This window comes from Cryobacterium sandaracinum (assembly GCF_004403415.1).
GTDB classification, from domain to species: domain Bacteria; phylum Actinomycetota; class Actinomycetes; order Actinomycetales; family Microbacteriaceae; genus Cryobacterium; species Cryobacterium sandaracinum.
The window spans coordinates 62,598-80,095 of record NZ_SOGO01000034.1; the positions used below are offsets into that span (position 1 = coordinate 62,598).

Annotated in this window: 12 protein-coding genes; 7 read left to right on the forward strand and 5 right to left on the reverse strand. The window is 68.6% G+C overall.

Features of this window, described 5'->3' with window-relative positions; genetic code table 11:
• Positions 1-147 precede the first annotated feature (147 nt).
• On the reverse strand, positions 148-1,014 hold the full coding sequence (gene rsmI, locus E3T25_RS12485) for a 16S rRNA (cytidine(1402)-2'-O)-methyltransferase (RefSeq protein WP_104100887.1): 867 nt from the start codon (positions 1,012-1,014) through the stop codon (positions 148-150).
• Between the two features lie 39 nt (positions 1,015-1,053).
• Between rsmI and E3T25_RS12490 the strand changes: the two genes are divergently transcribed.
• The 3 genes from E3T25_RS12490 to E3T25_RS12500 all read left to right on the forward strand — a co-directional run bounded on the left by E3T25_RS12490 (position 1,054) and on the right by E3T25_RS12500 (position 4,944).
• On the forward strand, positions 1,054-2,541 hold the full coding sequence (locus E3T25_RS12490; protein WP_134374564.1) for a dolichyl-phosphate-mannose--protein mannosyltransferase: 1,488 nt from the start codon (positions 1,054-1,056) through the stop codon (positions 2,539-2,541).
• Between the two features lie 182 nt (positions 2,542-2,723).
• A complete protein-coding gene (locus tag E3T25_RS12495) occupies positions 2,724-3,824 on the forward strand; it encodes a fatty acid desaturase family protein (protein WP_134374566.1) in 1,101 nt (366 codons plus the stop codon).
• Positions 3,825-3,951: 127 nt separating this feature from the next.
• Positions 3,952-4,944: a YeiH family protein gene (locus E3T25_RS12500; protein ID WP_104169382.1), complete on the forward strand. Its 993-nt coding sequence runs from the start codon at positions 3,952-3,954 to the stop codon at positions 4,942-4,944.
• A 133-nt stretch (positions 4,945-5,077) separates the two neighbouring features.
• Here the strand turns inward: E3T25_RS12500 and E3T25_RS12505 are convergent, their stop codons facing one another.
• On the reverse strand, positions 5,078-6,253 hold the full coding sequence (locus E3T25_RS12505) for an FAD-dependent oxidoreductase (RefSeq protein ID WP_134374568.1): 1,176 nt from the start codon (positions 6,251-6,253) through the stop codon (positions 5,078-5,080).
• Positions 6,254-6,376: 123 nt separating this feature from the next.
• Here E3T25_RS12505 and E3T25_RS12510 point away from each other — a divergent pair, with 123 nt between their 5' ends.
• Together E3T25_RS12510 and E3T25_RS12515 are read left to right on the forward strand one after the other, a co-directional pair.
• A complete protein-coding gene (locus E3T25_RS12510) occupies positions 6,377-7,669 on the forward strand; it encodes an O-acetylhomoserine aminocarboxypropyltransferase/cysteine synthase family protein (RefSeq protein WP_134374570.1) in 1,293 nt (430 codons plus the stop codon).
• Complete coding sequence (locus E3T25_RS12515) at positions 7,666-8,277, forward strand: CoA-binding protein (RefSeq protein ID WP_134374572.1); 612 nt, start codon at positions 7,666-7,668, stop codon at positions 8,275-8,277. Before E3T25_RS12510 ends, E3T25_RS12515 begins: the two co-directional genes overlap by 4 nt.
• A 214-nt stretch (positions 8,278-8,491) precedes the next feature.
• Here the strand turns inward: E3T25_RS12515 and E3T25_RS12520 are convergent, their stop codons facing one another.
• On the reverse strand, positions 8,492-11,098 hold the full coding sequence (locus E3T25_RS12520; RefSeq protein ID WP_166786007.1) for a CBM96 family carbohydrate-binding protein: 2,607 nt from the start codon (positions 11,096-11,098) through the stop codon (positions 8,492-8,494).
• Positions 11,099-11,242: 144 nt separating this feature from the next.
• On the opposite strand from E3T25_RS12520, the gene E3T25_RS12525 reads away from it, so the two are divergent.
• Together E3T25_RS12525 and E3T25_RS12530 are read left to right on the forward strand one after the other, a co-directional pair.
• Positions 11,243-12,616 (forward strand): L-serine ammonia-lyase, encoded by a 1,374-nt coding sequence (locus tag E3T25_RS12525; RefSeq protein WP_134374576.1) that lies wholly within the window; start codon positions 11,243-11,245, stop codon positions 12,614-12,616.
• Positions 12,617-12,691: 75 nt separating this feature from the next.
• Positions 12,692-13,183, forward strand: coding sequence for a LysM peptidoglycan-binding domain-containing protein (locus tag E3T25_RS12530; RefSeq protein WP_104193611.1), 492 nt, complete (start codon positions 12,692-12,694; stop codon positions 13,181-13,183).
• Positions 13,184-13,593: 410 nt separating this feature from the next.
• On the opposite strand, the gene E3T25_RS12535 is transcribed toward E3T25_RS12530, so the two are convergent.
• The gene (locus E3T25_RS12535; protein WP_104169377.1) at positions 13,594-14,643 is read right to left on the reverse strand and encodes a Gfo/Idh/MocA family protein; all 1,050 of its coding nucleotides are present in this window, start codon (positions 14,641-14,643) and stop codon (positions 13,594-13,596) included.
• Between the two features lie 39 nt (positions 14,644-14,682).
• Positions 14,683-17,202: a DEAD/DEAH box helicase gene (locus E3T25_RS12540; protein WP_241980852.1), complete on the reverse strand. Its 2,520-nt coding sequence runs from the start codon at positions 17,200-17,202 to the stop codon at positions 14,683-14,685.
• Between the last annotated feature and the right edge of the window lie 296 nt (positions 17,203-17,498).

Below are 17,498 nucleotides of genomic sequence, written 5' to 3' on the forward strand. Positions count from 1 at the left end.
CCGCGCGGCCGGGCCCGGGTCCGGTTCGGGGCGTCCCGGAGGGCGAGGGACTCCCGCACGTCCAGGCCGTGCACCTTTTGGTGCGGGTAGTCCACGGGATCTGCTGAGCACGATCGCGCCGTCGTGCCCCCCGGCCGCGAACTCCTGTCAGGGCAGAGGCAGAGCCTGGAAGTCCGCGCGGGCCGCGGCGGGCTTGCCCGTCTTGCGCTCCAGCGCCGCCTCGTAGAGGGCGCGCTTACCGAGCCCGGTGGCGGCGGACACGTCGGCGGCCGCATCCTTCAGACGGATGCCCGACTCCACCAGCGCGAGCACCTCGACCACCCCGGTCTCCAGATCCAGCACGCGTGCCTCCGCCCCGGCGACCACAATGGCGATCTCGCCCTTGACCCCGCCGGCAGCCCACTCAGCCAGCTCGGTCGCTGTACCGCGCTTCACTTCCTCGTAAAATTTGGTCAGCTCACGGCAGACCACGACGCGGCGCCCGGCCCCGAACACCGCAGCCAGATCGGTGAGGGAGGCCGCCAGCCGGTTGGGCGATTCGAAAAAAACCATTGTGCGCCGCTCCGCGGCCACCTCGCGGAGGGCCGAAACCCGGTCGCCGTGCTTGCGGGGCAGGAACCCCTCGAAGGTGAACCGGTCCGTCGGCAGCCCGGACACGGCGAGCGCGGCGAGCACGGCCGACGGCCCGGGCAACACCGACACGACGACGCCGGCCGCCACCGCGGCATCCACCAGGTGGAAACCCGGGTCGGATACCGTCGGCATCCCTGCGTCGCTGAGCACCAGGATGTCGGTGTCGCGGGCGAGTTCGACGAGTTCGGCCGCCTTGCCGCGCTCGTTGTGGTCGTGCAGGCTGATCAGCCGCGGGCGGTTCTCGATGCCCAGGGCCTTGAGCAGGTGCACGGTGACCCGGGTGTCCTCGGCGGCGATAATCGTCATCGTGCCGAGCGCCTCGATCAGACGCTTTGACGCGTCGCCCAGGTTTCCGATCGGGGTGGCAGCCAGGAGGATCATGGTCCCAGTCTCGCAGCCACGGATCACTACGATGGTCACGTGTTCGTGACAAGCCGCGTTTTCTTCTGGGCCGGGCCGCTGGCGGTGACCCTGCTCGCGGCGGTGCTGCGACTCTGGAATCTCGGCGTGCCGCACGGGCTGGTGTTCGACGAAACCTTCTATGTGAAAGACGCCTGGACTCTCAACAACCTCGGCTACGAGTCGACCTGGCCCGAGGGGGCGGACGCCCTCTTCGCCGCCGGGCAGACCGATGTCTTCCTGTCCGACCCGTCGTTCGTGGTGCATCCGCCGCTCGGCAAGTGGCTGATCGCACTGGGTATGGCTGTCGTCGGCCCCGAACACAGCTGGGGCTGGCGGATCGCCACCGCCCTGATCGGTGTGCTGGCGGTCGTGCTGCTGATGTTGATCGCGAAGAAGCTGTTCGCGTCGACCGTGCTGGCCGTGATCGCCGGGTTCCTTTTCGCCATCGACGGCAACGCCATCGTGATGTCGCGCGTGGCCCTGCTGGACAACTCCGTAATGTTCTTCGCCCTTCTCGGGTTTGGCGCTGTGCTGCTCGACCGGGACCGGCACGCCACCAGGCTGTCTGCCCGCCTGGTCCAGGCGCGTGAGGCCGGGCGGGAGCCGGGCTGGGGGCCGACCCTGTGGCGGCGGCCCTGGCTGCTCGCGGCCGGCCTTGCCTTCGGGCTCGCCTGCAGCGTCAAGTGGTCGGGCATCTACTTCCTCGCCGCCTTCGGCGTCTACCTTGTTCTCGTCGACGCCCTCGCCCGGCGCCGCGCAGGGCTCCCGTTCTGGTTCAGCGCCGCCGTGCTCAAGCAGGCACCGGCGACCTTCCTGCTGATCGTGCCGGTGGCCGTCGCCACCTACCTGGCCTCCTGGACCGGCTGGTTCGTCACCCGGGGAGGCTACTACCGCGACTGGGCCACTACGCCGGATGCCGCGTGGACCGGCGCCCTCGCCTGGATTCCCGACTCGGTGCAAAGCTTCTGGCACTACCAGGTGGCGGCTTACACCTATCACGTCGGGCTCTCCACGCCGCATCCGTATCAGGCGAACCCGTTGACCTGGCTGTTCATGAGCCGCCCGACAAGCATGTACTACCGCGGCTCCGCTCTGGGCGAGAACGGATGCGACGTCGCCACCTGCTCCGAGGCGATCACCGGCATTGCGAATCCGATGATCTGGTGGGCGGCCACGGCGGCGGCCTTCTACCTGGTGTATCGCCTGGCGCGCTACCGCGAGTGGCAGGTCGGCCTGATCCTGATGGGGCTGGTCGCCGGCTACCTGCCCTGGCTGATGTACCTGAACCGCACGGTCTTCCAGTTCTACACGATCGCGTTCGAGCCCTACCTGCTCCTCGGCCTCACTTTCGTGATCGGCGTTCTGCTCCCCCGGGCAGGCTGGGTCGTGCTGGGCTTCCTGGTGGCGGCCGCGCTCCTCAGCGCGTATTTCTACCCGCTCTGGACGGGCATCCAGACCCCGTTTACGTTCTGGCAACTGCACATCTGGCTTCCCAGCTGGCGCTGACTTTCACGTGCTTTTCCGGGAAACCGGAAGCCACTTATATGCCTCTGTGGGCATATGCCGACTGGGAAAGCGGTGTGAAAGCACCCGTCTCCAAGGGGACCGGCCCATAGAATGTAGGTATCTGTTTTACGAGTGTCTGCTCCATCACCGACTGAGAAGTCCGGATACAAACCAAAGGCCTCATGTCGGAAGTTGTTGCCGCACCCACGGTGCGCATTGTCAAGACCCGCCCGGGTGGCGATTCGAAAAACCCCACCACCGAGTATTCATCGCTGCTGCACACCGTGCGCAACCTTGGACTTCTGAAGCGCGCCACCGGTTTCTACTGGTTCGTCTTCTCCATGCTCGTGCTCGCCACCCTGGGAACCGGGATCGCGTTCGTGCTGCTCGGCGACAGCTGGTACCAGCTCATCGTCGCGGGCGTGCTCGGCATCATCCTCACCCAGTACGCGTTCCTCGCCCACGAGGCGTCGCACCGCCAAGTGTTCGAGGGCGGTCGCGCGAATGACCGCGCCGGGCGCATCCTCGCCAACCTGTTCGTCGGCATCAGCTACGCCTGGTGGATGAACAAGCACAGTCGTCACCACGCCAATCCGAACGTCATCGGCAAGGACCCGGACATCGCCCCCGACTTCATCGTCTTTCGGGAAGAGGACGCAGCGAAGGTCAGCTGGCTCGGCTCGTTCGTCACGCGCAAGCAGGGCTATCTCTTCTTCCCGCTCCTGATGGCCGAAGGATTCAACCTGCACGTGCAGGGTTTTAAAACCGTCTTCGGCAAGAAGAAGGTCGACAAGCGCTGGCTCGAGATCAGTATGCTGACCACCCGCATCGTGCTCTACGTCGCCGCGATTTTCTACTTCCTCCCCGTCGGCATGGCGTTCGCGTTCATCGGCGTGCAGCTGGCCGTCTTCGGTGTCTACATGGGGGCGTCCTTCGCGCCAAACCACAAGGGCATGCCGCAGCTCCCCCACGAGAGCAAAGTGGACTTCCTCCGCCGCCAGGTGCTCACCTCCCGCAACATCCGCGGCGGCACGTTCATGGACACGTTCATGGGCGGGCTCAACTATCAGGTCGAGCACCACCTCTTCCCGAACATGGCCCGGCCGCACCTGCGCAAGGCCCAGGAGATCACCAAGGAATACTGCAAGACGCACAACATCCTTTACACGGAGACGTCGCTCTTCGAGTCCTACGGCATCGTCATCGCTTACCTGAACAAGGTCGGGCTCGGCGCCCGCGACCCGTTCGACTGCCCGATGGTCGCCCGTTTCCACCACCGGTAGATCGGCTGCAGCACTCCGACGAGCCGTGAGCAAAGCCCCTGTCCCCGTGCGGGAGAGGGGCTTTTCTCACGGGTCGGCGACGGGTACCAGGCCCGCCGCGGGCAAAGATGGCCGTAAACTCGGTGCAATGTGGCTGCCCGGTGTGCTGGTCGCGGCCGCGGCCGCGCTGCTCGCCGGAATCGCCCACGCGGTCTTCCCTGCCCTGCCGCTGCTCACGCTCGCTGTCACCTTCGGAATCGTCGCCGGTAATCTCCCGGTCGCCCACCGTGCGTTGACGGGAGTCCTTTCCCCGGGCCTGAAGCTCGCGGCCACCCGGTTCATGCGCATCGGCATCGTGCTGCTCGGCCTGAAGCTGAGCCTGGTGGACATCCTGGGCCTGGGCTGGGTGACCATCATGACCACCGTCCTGATCGTGCTGCTCACCTTCGTCGGCACCTACTGGCTCGGGCGCACGGTTCGCCTGCCCGGCCGCCAGCCGATCCTGATCGCCACCGGCTTCTCCATCTGCGGGGCGTCCGCGATCGGCGCGATGAGCGGAGTGGTCAAGGCGAAGGATGTCGACACCGCCACCCCGATCGCCCTGGTCACCCTCTGCGGCACGCTGGCCATCGCGGTGCTGCCGGTGCTGTGGCATCCGCTCGGTCTGACCGATCTGCAGTTCGGGCACTGGGTTGGCGCCGGCGTGCACGACGTCGGCCAGGTCGTCGCGACCGCGCAGATCGCCGGGCCCGCCGCGCTGGCCGTGGCCGTCGTCGTGAAGCTCACCCGGGTGCTGCTACTCGCGCCGATCGTCGCCGTCATCGCCGTCGGCGAGCGCCGCCGCGAGACGCGCGTCGCCACGGTGACGGATGCCCCCGTGTCCCGCCCGCCGCTCGTGCCCCTGTTCGTGGCCGGTTTCCTGGCCGCCGTTCTCGTGCGCACGTTCGCCCCGCTGCCGGACGCCGTGTTGGCCGGCGCGGACACCGTGCAGACCTACCTGCTCGCGGCCGCGCTCTTCGGGCTCGGCGCCGCCGTGAACCTCGGTTCCATCCTGCGCACCGGAGGCAGGGCCCTCCTCGTGGGTCTGACCTCCTGGACGTTGATCGCCACCCTCGCCCTCGCCGCCGTGCAGCTGCCCTGAGCCGGTGTCAGCGGCTCCGTCCCGAACGAATTCGACGGAGATTTTGCCCGAATCGCACCCAATCAGGCCGAAAATGCGCTTTCAGAGCAGAATCTCCGTCGAATTGGTTCGACGCCGAACAGCGAGGTGGCGCTCAGCGGCGGGAGAGCCAGCCCCCGGCCGCGGCGTTCGGCGCCCGGTTCAGGGCGAACCGCGGCGGAGCGGCTGCGGTGCCCGTGGTCAGGTCGGCGAGGATTCGCCCGACCGTCGGCGTGAACTTGAAGCCGTGGCCGCTAAAGCCGGCCCCCACGATCACGGGGCCCACCCGGTCGAGCACGAAGTCCTCGTCGGCCGTGGTCGTGTAGGTGCAACTGACCGGGTCGAGCGTGTCGGGGTCGGCGCCGGGCAGCCATTCGCGCACATAGCGCGCCAGGGCAGCCAGCTGAACGGGCTCGGGCTGGAAGCTGCGCGCATCCGGGTCGGTGCTGGGACCCACGCCGTGCCAGCCGGCCTTGATCCCCTGGCCGGGCGTGTACATGCCGTAGACCGGCGAGTACCAGTATCCGTAGCGCGGGTCGGACCAGGCGGGCGCATGGTTGAAGCCGGGCCACTCGGTCTCGGCGTGTGCGGCGGCGGCCGGGGAGGCGTCGCGCAAGGCGAAGTGCGCCGGCTGCTCCTGCGTCACCGTGAGGCGCGGCATCGGGATCACCCCGGCCAGCAGGGCGCTGGTCCACGCGCCGACCGTGACGACGGCCCGGCGGGCGATGATCGTGCCGGCCTCGTGGGTCACCCGCACCCGGTCGTCGCCCTGCACCTCCAGGCGCTGCACGCGGATGCCGTGCCGCACGTCGGCCCCGGCGGTCTGCAAGGCGGCCTGCAGGGCGGTCACCGCGGCATCCGCGTTCACCCGGCCGGCGTCGGGGGCGAACAGCACCCGACCGTCGAAGCGGATGCCCGGCCAGCGTTCGGCTGCGGCCTCCGGGGCGAGGAACTCGGCGCCCAGGCCCACCCGGGCCAGCATTGCCGCCACTCGGTCGAACGACGGATTCGCCCCGTGATTGACGACGCCGACCTGACGCAGGAGTGTGCTCTGCGTCTCGGCTTCCAGCTCGCGCCAGAGCGACAGCGCCTCGGCAAGCATCGCCACGTAGGTAGGTTCGGCGTAGGCGGTGTTGAAATTGCGGGAGGCGCCGTGCGAGGCGCCGTTGAGGTGCCCGGGCATGAACCGCTCCAGCACGGTGACCGGCCGGCCCCGACGCGCCAGCTGCCAGGCCGTCGCCGACCCCATTGCCCCGCCGCCGATGACGACCGTCTCCACGCGCTCTTCCATGCCCTTATCCTGCCCGACCGGGCAGCACTGGCGCGCACGGGTTCTGCCGGGTCGGGCGCCACCCGTTTCGTACTGTTACGCGTCCACCCTGAGCCGCCCGCCGATCATCGCTAACGTAAGGCCATGGCAGATCGCGAGTACGGTTTCACGACCCGGGCAATCCACGCAGGTAACATCCCCGACGCCGTCACCGGCGCTCGGGCCCTGCCGATCTACCAGACCAGCGCGTTCGTTTTCGATGACACCGAGGATGCCGCCGCCCGCTTCGCCCTGCAGAAGTACGGCAACGTCTACTCGCGCCTGTCGAACCCGACCGTGGCGGCCTTCGAGGAGCGCGTGGCCAGCCTCGAGGGCGGGCTCGGCGCCGTCGCCACCGCCAGCGGCCTCTCCGCGCAGTACATCACCTTTGCCAGCCTCGCGGGCTCGGGCGACCACATCGTCTCCAGCGCGAACCTCTATGGCGGCTCGATCACCCAGCTCGACGTGACGCTGCGGCGCTTCGGCATCGAGACGACGTTCGTGCGCAGCGCGAACTCGGCCGACTACGCCGCCGCGATCACCGAGAAGACCAAGTTGATCTTCGCCGAGACCGTGGCCAACCCGTCCGGGGAGGTCGCCGACATCGAGGGGCTCGCCGCCGTCGCCCACGCGGCCGGGATCCCCCTGGTGATCGACTCGACCATCGCCACGCCCTACCTGACCCGGCCGATCGAGTGGGGCGCCGACATCGTGATCCACTCCGCCACCAAGTTCCTCGGTGGTCACGGCACCACGCTCGGCGGCGTCGTCGTCGAGAGCGGACGCTTCGACTGGCACAGTGACAAATTCCCGCTGTTCAGCGAACCGGTGCCCAGCTACGGCGGCCTCGAGTGGGCCGGCAACTTCGGCGAGTACGCCTTCCTCACCCGGCTGCGGGCCGAGCAGCTGCGCGACATCGGGCCGGCCCTCTCCCCGCACTCCGCGTTTCTGCTGGCCCAGGGCGTCGAGACACTGCCGTTCCGCATGCAGGCGCACGTGGACAACGCGCGCGCGGTGGCCGAATGGCTCGACGCCGATCCCAGGATCGACTTCGTCAACTGGGCCGGGCTGCCGGCGCACCCGCACTACGAACGCGGCCTCAAGTACCTGCCGAAGGGCCCCGGATCGGTCTTCAGCTTCGGCGTCACAGGCGGCCGCGACGCCGGGCGCACCTTCATCGAATCGGTCGATCTGGCCAGCCACCTCGCCAACATCGGCGACGCCAAGACCCTGGTCATCCACCCGGCCTCCACCACCCACGCGCAGTTGAACGAGACCCAGCTCGTCGACGCCGGCGTGCTGCCCGGCCTCGTGCGCATCAGCGTGGGCATCGAAGACGTCGAGGACATCATTTACGACCTCGACCAGGCCCTCGGCCGGATTGCGGGCGCCAAATGAGCGGTCACCACCTGAACATCGACGCCGCCCCGGCCACAGATGCCGCCCTGCACGACACCGTGCACCTCGCCAACGGGCTCAGCTGCTCGGTTCCCACCGGTTCCCCCCTCGCGAAGCTGTTGAATTCCCAGCGCACCTGGGAGGGTCCCGACGCCAAGGCCCGGCTGAAGATCCTGCGGGCGGCGAAGTCGATCGCCATCGTCGGCGCGTCGCCGAACCCGGCCCGCTCCAGTTACTTCGTGGGCACCTACCTGCAGCAGTCGAGCGACTACCGGGTGTACTTCGTCAACCCGAACGCGAAGACCATTCTCGGCGAGACGGCGTACCCCAGCCTCGCGTCGCTGCCCGAGGTACCCGATATCGTCGACGTCTTCCGTCGGGCCGGAGACATCCCCGCCGTGATCGACGAGGTGCTCGCTATCGGAGCCCCCACCGTCTGGGTGCAACTCGGCATCTGGAACCAGGAAGCCGCCGAGTACGCCGAGTCGAAGGGCCTCACCGTGGTGATGGACCGCTGCATCAAGATCGAGCACGCCCGGTTCCACGGCGGGCTCCACCTCCTCGGGTTCGACACCGGCCAGATCACGGCGCGCAAAACCATCCGCTGACCGAGCCCCAGCGCGGACACCGTGAAACCTACCTGCTCGCGATCGCACTATCCGGGCTCGGCGCCGCCGTGAACCTCCGCTCCATCCGGCGCACCGGGGGCAAAACCCTCCGCGTGGGTCTGACCTCGTGGACGCTGATCGCCGGCCTCGCCTTCCTGGCCGTGCAGCGCTACTGAGCCGGAGGCCGCGGGAGGGTTTTAGCTGGCCTATGCACCTAGTGGCAGCTGTCGGTGCCGCTGAATGCACCGGTGGTGCCGTCATTGGTGAAGGTCATCCCCGAAATCGGCAGGAACTGCCACGAATACGAATCGGCGTTGAGGGTGAGCTGCAACGGCCCGAACGCCGCTCGACTGCGGGCCTCCATCGCGCTGAGCAACGGGTCTGTGTTGGCGCTGAGCGGTTGCTGGTTCACGCCGCCACCACCGGCGGTGAAGGAGCGGATCCCGGTGGGGCTCTGGGAAGGTGTCGCCCCGGCACCGGAGACGCCGATGGGTTTGAAGATCTCGCTCACATGGTTGTGAGCCCCCAGATAGACGTCGACGCCGTTCGTCGCCATCAGGTCCCAGAGCGGCGACAGCGCCGGATACGAACCGTGGTTGGAACCGGTCGACCAGCGAGGTCGATGCCCTGCGACGAGGGTGCACTGGGTCGGCGCCGCGGTGAGTTGGTTCTGCAGCCAGACATACTGCGGGCTGTCCGCTCCGCATCCTCCGGTCACCCCGCCTGCGTCGCATTCCGTGTTCAGCACGATGACGGTCCACGACCCGATCGAGGTCGCGTAGTAGCCGTCGGGGCGCGAGCCGTAGGGGCCGAAGGCGACGCCGGTGCCGTAGAAGTAATCGAAGTACCCGGTGGTTCCGCCGTAGTATTCGTGATTGCCGAGCGCCGGGAGGGTGATCGGCTTGAGCGGCCCGAAGGTGTCGTTGTAGGCGCCCGCGCCCAGAAACTGGCTGAGGGTGGCTTCCTGATACTGCAGGTCGCCCAGAGCGATGAATCGGTCTGGTGCGGCGGCGGTGATCAGCCCGGCGACCTCGCCGTGCCGGCACGCCACGGATGACGTCGCTGTGCCCGAGGCGCAGGCCAGGTCGCCGACGGCCATGACCGTGGCCGCCGCGCCGGCCGTGACCACCGCGGTGGCCGTGGCGGAGCCGGCGCTGGTATTCCCGGCGGCATCGGCGGCGGTGACCCGGTAGTACCAGGTTCCGGCCGGCCGGGCGGCATCCGTGTACCTCAGACCGGTGACGGTGGCTATCCGAGTCGAGACATCCGGCACGAACCCGGCCGACTCGGACCGGTGCACGCCATACCCGACCACACCGACGTCATCCGTCGACGCCTGCCAGGCCAACCCGACCGACCCGTCCGTCACCGTGGCCCCCAGCCCGGCCGGAACAGTCGGGGCCGTCACATCCGGGGACGCGACGCTCGAATAGGTGAGGTTCAACACCGGCCGCAACGACGCGGACGCCTGGCGCGACCACAACCACAGACTGTCCGAGCCCGTGCCCACGATCGCCAACGTCGTCGACCCGGTCACCCCTGCCAACGCCGACGCCGTCAGGGCGATGTCATAACTCTCACTCCGCAACGTGCCCCCGGGCAACGTGCCCAGAACCGGACCCGACAACGTCGGCCGATTCGCGTAGAACGTACCCGTCTCGGCCCACCCGTCAGAAGCCAACCGCACCTGCGCCGCATTCGCCGACCCCGCCGAGGTGATCGTCGTCGTACGCACCCGCAGCGACGCCTCAGTCAACACCTGTCCCGCCGGGGCAGCCGGCAGCACAAACCGCAACACCGACGTCGTATCCGGCGTGCCATACACAGCCAGCGACGCACTCAACCCATTCTCCGACAGAGGCGCCGACGACCCCGTATACGTATCCGCCACATCCACAACCGCCACCTGGGTCGCCGGTGCGGGCGGCGGAGGCGGCGGCGCTTGAACCACCGCGGTGGCCGTGGCGGAGCCGGCGCTGGTATTCCCGGCGGCATCGGCGGCGGTGACCCGGTAGTACCAGGTTCCGGCCGGCCGGGCGGCATCCGTGTACCTCAGACCGGTGACGGTGGCTATCCGAGTCGAGACATCCGGCACGAACCCGGCCGACTCGGACCGGTGCACGCCATACCCGACCACACCGACGTCATCCGTCGACGCCTGCCAGGCCAACCCGACCGACCCGTCGGTCACCGTGGCCCCCAGCCCGGCCGGAACAGTCGGGGCCGTCACATCCGGGGACGCGACGCTCGAATAGGTGAGGTTCAACACCGGCCGCAACGACGCGGACGCCTGGCGCGACCACAACCACAGACTGTCCGAGCCCGTGCCCACGATCGCCAACGTCGTCGACCCGGTCACCCCTGCCAACGCCGACGCCGTCAGGGCGATGTCATAACTCTCACTCCGCAACGTGCCCCCGGGCAACGTGCCCAGAACCGGACCCGACAACGTCGGCCGATTCGCATAGAACGTACCCGTCTCGGCCCACCCGTCAGAAGCCAACCGCACCTGCGCCGCATTCGCCGACCCCGCCGAGGTGATCGTCGTCGTACGCACCCGCAGCGACGCCTCAGTCAACACCTGTCCCGCCGGGGCAGCCGGCAGCACAAACCGCAACACCGACGTCGTATCCGGCGTGCCATACACAGCCAGCGACGCACTCAACCCATTCTCCGACAGAGGCGCCGACGACCCCGTATACGTATCCGCCACATCCACAACCGCCACCACGGTAACGGCCGCGTGGGAGGGAGGCAGGCCGACCAGAAGGGTGGCGGCGACGGCCAGACACACGACTGACAGCGTTCGGGGAAACTTCATCATCGGACCCTTTGAGTTGGCCAACGACAGCGCAGGAGCTCGCGCTCTGCCAGCTAGTCTGTACTCATTCGAGGTTCTGTCAAGTTCGTCTCGGCTCATGCGTTTCGCCCCGGCTCTCCGCCGTGGCACGGTTACGCTGGTCGGATGACTGCGTATGTGTCGGCACTCGACCTCTTCTCCATCGGCATCGGCCCCTCCAGCTCCCACACGGTGGGCCCGATGCGGGCGGCGCTCACCTTCGCCGACCACCTACGCGATGCCGGTCTGCTCGCCGACGTGGCCCGAATCGGCTGCTCGCTCTACGGCTCGCTCGGCTCGACCGGACTCGGCCACGGCACGCCCGACGCAGTCCTGGCCGGCCTCTCCGGGCTCCGCCCCGAGACCTGCGACCCGGATGACGTGCGCTTCGCCTGGTCCGGCCTGGCCGACGACGCCGTGCTGATGCTCGGCGGCAGCCATGCCATCCCCGTGCGAAAGGATGACGTGGCCTTCGAGGCGCGCACCCGGCTGCCCGGCCACCCCAACGCGCTGACCCTCACGGCCTGGGGGCACGACGCCGTTCCCCTGCTCGAGGAGACCTGGTACTCGATCGGCGGCGGCTTCATCCGGCGCGACGGCGACCCGTTCGGCCCAAGCAGGGCCGTGCCACAGCCGCGGCAGTACTCCTCCAGCGCCGAACTCCTCGCCCTCTGCGACCTCTACGCCGTCGCAATCTGCGACATCGCCCGCGCCAACGAGGAGACGATCCACGGGGCCGAGGCGCTCGACGTCGGCCTCGACGCGATTTGGAACGCCATGAGCGACTGCGTGGAGTCAGGGCTCGAGGCCACCGGCACCCTCCCCGGCGGCCTTCAGGTCAAGCGCCGCGCGGCGGCCGTGCGCATGCAGCTAGAGGAATATGACCGGCTGCCGTTGCGTGAACGCGATACCTCGACCGAATGGCTGCATGCATTCGCCCTCGCCGTCAACGAGGAGAACGCCTCCGGCGGCCGCGTGGTCACCGCCCCCACCAACGGCGCGGCCGGCATCATCCCCGCGGTCGGCCACTACTACCTGCGCTTCGTGCCCGGGGCGGATGCCGCGGGAATCCGTCGCTATCTGCTCACCGCCGTCGCCATCGGTTCGCTCGTAAAGGCCAACGCCTCCATCTCCGGGGCGGAGGGCGGCTGCCAGGCCGAGGTCGGCTCCGCTTGCGCCATGGCGTCCGGCGCACTCTGCGCCGTTCTCGGCGGCACGCCGCGGCAGGTGGAGAACGCGGCCGAGATCGCGATGGAGCACCACCTGGGCCTCACCTGCGACCCCGTCGGCGGGCTCGTGCAGGTGCCGTGCATCGAGCGCAACGCCATCGCCGCGTCGACCGCCGTGTCGGCGGCCCGGCTGGCCCTGCACGGCGACGGCACGCACCTCGTCTCCCTCGACGCCGTGATCGAAACCATGCGCCAGACCGGCCTGGACATGTCGACCAAGTACAAGGAGACCAGTGAGGGTGGCCTCGCCGTCAACGTGATCGAGTGCTGACATCGCCACTTGCGCCCTAAACTGGACGCATCCGCTCGGGGGCACGAACGGAACTTTCTTCGAGGGGGACATCCGATGAATTCTGCGCGGCCGACAACCACACGTGTCCGGGCGCGGGTCGCTCTGGCCGCCATGCTGCTGCTCCCGCTCGGCCTCGCCGGGTGCGCCGGCGCCCCGGCTCCGGTGGTCACCGCGACGGTTACCCTCACGCCGACGCCCACTGCGACTCCCACGCCCACCCCCACGCCGACCCCTGAGCCCGATGCCCCGGTTGTGCCGAATCCGACTATCACGCCCAACGCCGAGGCCGTGCCCGTGGAGCCGCTGCCCGAGGGCCCGGCCGTCGACCTTGGCGCCAGTACGGGGGCCACCGGCGCCCCGGTCACCGATGGTACGGGCGCCCCGACCAGCTACTCCGTGTTGGAGGGCGACGACTTCTTCGCCATCGCGCAGCGGTTCGACCTACCGGTGCAGCAGCTGTTGCGCATGAATCCGTCGGTGTCGGGTCTCGGTGAGAATATCTACATCCGGGATGTGATCAACCTCGACTGGACCACCACCGGGTAGCGCGCTCAGGGGTACATCCCCAGCTTCTCGATAAGGCTCCGGTAGCCGGCTCGTCAAGGTGGTGACACGCCTCGAACGTCGGGGCGGCACGGCAGTGGGGTTCCCACGATTCTCCGGGCCGAGACCGACGCGGAAGCGGACGCTCCGGATGGCACCGCCATCCACGCGGGAGAGCATTCTCGCGGGACGGTCGGGGCGGCCCTGCAACAACTCCGTTGCGAACGAATTCGGCGGAGATTGTGGCCGGATCGCACCCGGTCACGCCGAAAACGCACTTCTACAGCAGGATCTCCGTCGAATTGGTTCGACACCGGGCACGGCCCTCCCTTAGCGATGGACAGCGTCCACCCGGTGGAGTCGGCTCCGTCCTTCCGGGTGCGCCGCAACGGCGGGGCCGGGACGCACGTGCCTTAGTGCGTCAGCAGGTTGATGCGCTCGATCAGGGTGATCGTGCGCAGCGACTCCCGCGGGTCGACCGGGATCGGAGCCCCACGCAGGATCGCGTCGGCCAGACCGGTGTAGAACGCCGCATAGTTGCCGCGCTCGGTCGGCACCCGGGTCAGCGCGCCGTCCCGTCCGAGTACGCCCCAGGCGGACTCCGGGTCGACGCCGAAACCCGGGTCGGTCGGTCGGGCACCCGCCTCGAGGGCGGTCTCCTGGCCGTCGAGGCCCCACTTGGTGTAGCCCGCCTCGGAGCCGAGGACGTGGAAGCGCGGGCCGACCTGGGCGGCGATCCCGTTCATCCACAGGTGCGAGCGCACCCCCGACCCGTGGTGCAGCGCCACGAAGGTGTCGTCGTCGGCGACCCCACCCGGGCGTCGAATGAGGGTCTCCGCGTAGACGTCGTCGACCGGGCCGAACAGTTGCAGGGCCTGGTCGATCAGGTGGGCGCCGAGGTCGAAGAGCACCCCGCCGCCCTGTTGGATGGTCGCGCCGACCTTCCACGATTTGGTCTGCTCCGGCTTCCACCATTCGAACCGGGACTCGAACCGGCGCACATCGCCCAGCGCCCCCGCTGCGATTACGCCGCGCAGGGTGAGGAAGTCGCCGTCCCAGCGCCGGTTCTGGAACACGGTGAGCGGCAGGCCGAGGCTCACGGCCTTCTCGATCAGGCCGCGGCCTTCCCGGGTTGTCACCGCGAAGGGCTTGTCGACGACCACGGCGAGCCCGGCGTCGAGGGCGGCGTGGGCGAGTTCGACGTGCGTGCCCGACGGTGAGCCGATCACGACCAGGTCCAGGTCGTCCGCGGCGGCGAACAGGTCCTCGGCGGTCGACATCAGGCGCACCCCCGGGTGACGCTCACCGGCCTGCTCGCGCCGCACGGGGTCGCGGGTGACGATCAGGTCGAGCGAGAACTCGGGGTTCGCGCCGAGGAGCGGGCTGTGGAACACGCGTCCGGACGTGCCGAACCCGATCAGTCCGGTGCGGATTGGGGCGACGGATGCTGGCGACTGCGTCATGCTCCCACGGTACTCCCGGTGCGGCTTCCTCCCGGCCCGCTACAGCCGGTCGACGCCGGTGACGCGCACGACGGCGGCGCCCAGCTCGTCGGAGTCGGCCAGGTCGACGGTGGCACTGATGCCCCAGTCGTGGTCCCCCGCCGGGTCGTCGAATATCTGCCGCACGGTCCAGACGGATGCGCCCTCGTCGAAGATGATCAGGTCTGCGCTGCGCGCATTCGCCCCGGTCAGCAGCTCGCCGTGCTCGGCGAAATAGCCGTCCATGGCATCGACCCAGGCATCCGTGTGGAAACCGTGTTCCCGGTCAAGCTCGCCCAGGGCGTCATAGTTCTCGAGCGCGGCCAGCTGCACCCGGCGGAAGAGCTCGTTGCGCACCAGGATGCGGAACGCACGCGCATTGGTGGTCAGGCGGCGGGGCGCGGGCGGCAGCACCGACTGCGCAGCATCCGAGTGCACGGCAAGGTCCGGGTGGATGAGTTCCTCCCACTCGTCGAGCAGGCTCGAGTCGACCTGGCGCACCAGCTCGCCCAGCCACTCGATCAGGTCGAGCAGGTCTTCAGTCTTGGCGTCGTCGGGGATGGTTTGCCGGGCGGCCCGGTACGCATCCGAGAGATAGCGGAGAACGACGCCCTCGCTGCGGGCGAGCTTGTAGAAGGCCACGAACTCACCGAAGGACATGGCCCGCTCGTACATGTCCCGCACGACCGTCTTCGGGCTGAGCTCGAAGTCGGCGATCCACGGCTGGGATTCCTTGTAGGTGGTGAAGGTGACGTGCAGCAACTCCTCGAGCGGCTTCGGCCAGGTGATCTCCTCGAGCAGCGCCATCCGCTCGTCGTATTCGATGCCCTCGCGTTTCATGGCGTTCACGGCCTCGCCGCGGGCCGCGAACTGCTGGCCCATCAGCACCGGGCGCGGGTTGTCGAGGGTGGCCTCGACGATGGAGATCATGTCGAGGGCGTAGTGGCCGCTGCCGGGGCCGGCCACATCGGGGTCGGCGTCGAGCAGGTCGAACGCGGCGAGCGCGAACGGCGACAGTGGCTGGTTGAGGGCGAAGTTGGGCTGCAGGTCGACGGTGAGACGGATGTCCCCGGCCGCGCTTTGCTCCACGATCCCTGCCGCGCGCAGGGTCTTGTAGATCCCGAGGGCACGCCGGGCGTGCGCGAGCTGGCGATTCCAGGGTTCGTGGTTGTCGAAGATCAGGTCGTGGACGTGGGTGAACGCGTCACCGCCGCGCCCGATGACATTGATCAGCATCGCCGCGGTCATCTGCATGCTCGAGTGCATCGTTTCCGGCTCGGCCGCCACGAGCCGCTGGAACGAGGGCTCACCCCAGGACACGAAACCCTCGGGCGCCTTCTTGCGGATGATCTTGCGCTTCTTCTTGGGGTCGTCGCCGGCCTTCTCGATGGCCTTGAGGTTATCGGTTTCGTGGTCGGGCGCCTGGATGACGACGGTGCCGGCCGTGTCGTAGCCGGCCCGGCCCGCGCGGCCAGCGATCTGGTGGAATTCGCGGGCGTTGAGCTGGCGCATCTTGACGCCGTCGTACTTGGTGAGTGCGGTGAAGAGCACGGTGCGGATCGGCACGTTGATGCCCACGCCGAGGGTATCGGTGCCGCAGATGACGCGGAGCAGGCCGCGCTGAGCAAGCTGCTCCACCAGGCGGCGGTACTTGGGCAGCATGCCGGCGTGGTGCACGCCAATGCCCATCCGGATCAGCCGGGACAGGGTCTTGCCGAAGCTCGTGGTGAAGCGGAACTCGCCGATCAGCTCCGCGATCGCCTCCTTCTGTTCCTTGGTGGCGACCTTGACGCTGCTGAGGGCCTGAGCCCGTTCGAGCGCGGCCGCCTGGGCGAAGTGCACGATGTAGATCGGAGCCTGCCCGGTCTTCAGTAGCTCCTCCACCGTTTCATGCACGGGCGTGGTCTCGTAGTAGTAGTGCAGCGGCACCGGGCGCTCCACGCCCGTGACGACCGCGGTGGTCCGACGGGTGCGGCGCGAGAGGTCGTCGGCGATGAACGTGACGTCGCCGAGGGTCGCCGACATGAGGATGAACTGCACCCCGGGCAGGAGCAGCAGCGGCACCTGCCAGGCCCAGCCGCGGTCGGGGTCGCCGTAGAAGTGGAACTCGTCCATCACGACCTGGTCCACGGGAGTGTCCTCACCGTTTCTCAGGGCGAGGTTGGCCAGGATCTCCGCCGTGCAGCAGATGATCGGGGCGTCGGAGTTGACCGAGGAATCCCCCGTCATCATGCCCACGTTCTCGGCGCCGAAGATCTCCACCAGCGCGAAGAACTTTTCGCTGACGAGGGCCTTGATCGGCGCCGTGTAGAAGGTGCGCTTGCCGGCCGAGAGCGCGGCGAAGTGCGCACCGACGGCGACCAGGGACTTACCGGTGCCGGTCGGGGTGCTGAGGATCAGGTTCGCCCCGGAGACGATCTCGATCAGGGCCTCTTCCTGCGCGGGATACAGGGACAGACCCTGCTCCCCCGCCCACGTTTCGAAGGCCTCGAACAGCACATCCGGATCGGTGACATGCGGGAGGGCGGTGAGAGTTGCCATGATCCTTCGATCCTGCCCTATTCCACTGGGCATCCGCTCCGCGCCCGGCGGCCGGGTCGGAACCGAGCATGGTCTCTCCTCCGGCTGAGCGTGAACACGGGGACGATATGCCCGATCACCGCGGCCGTCACGGGCCGTTGCGGAGGACTCACAGGCCGCAAATCTAAGCTGGCGACATGGCCAGCCGCGACGTTTCCTCGTCCTCATTTCCGACGCCGCCGACGCCTCCCGCGCCCGGGCCGCCGGCCCGATCGGCCCCGGCACGGCTCGGGCGGCCCGCGACGGCCGGCGTGGCC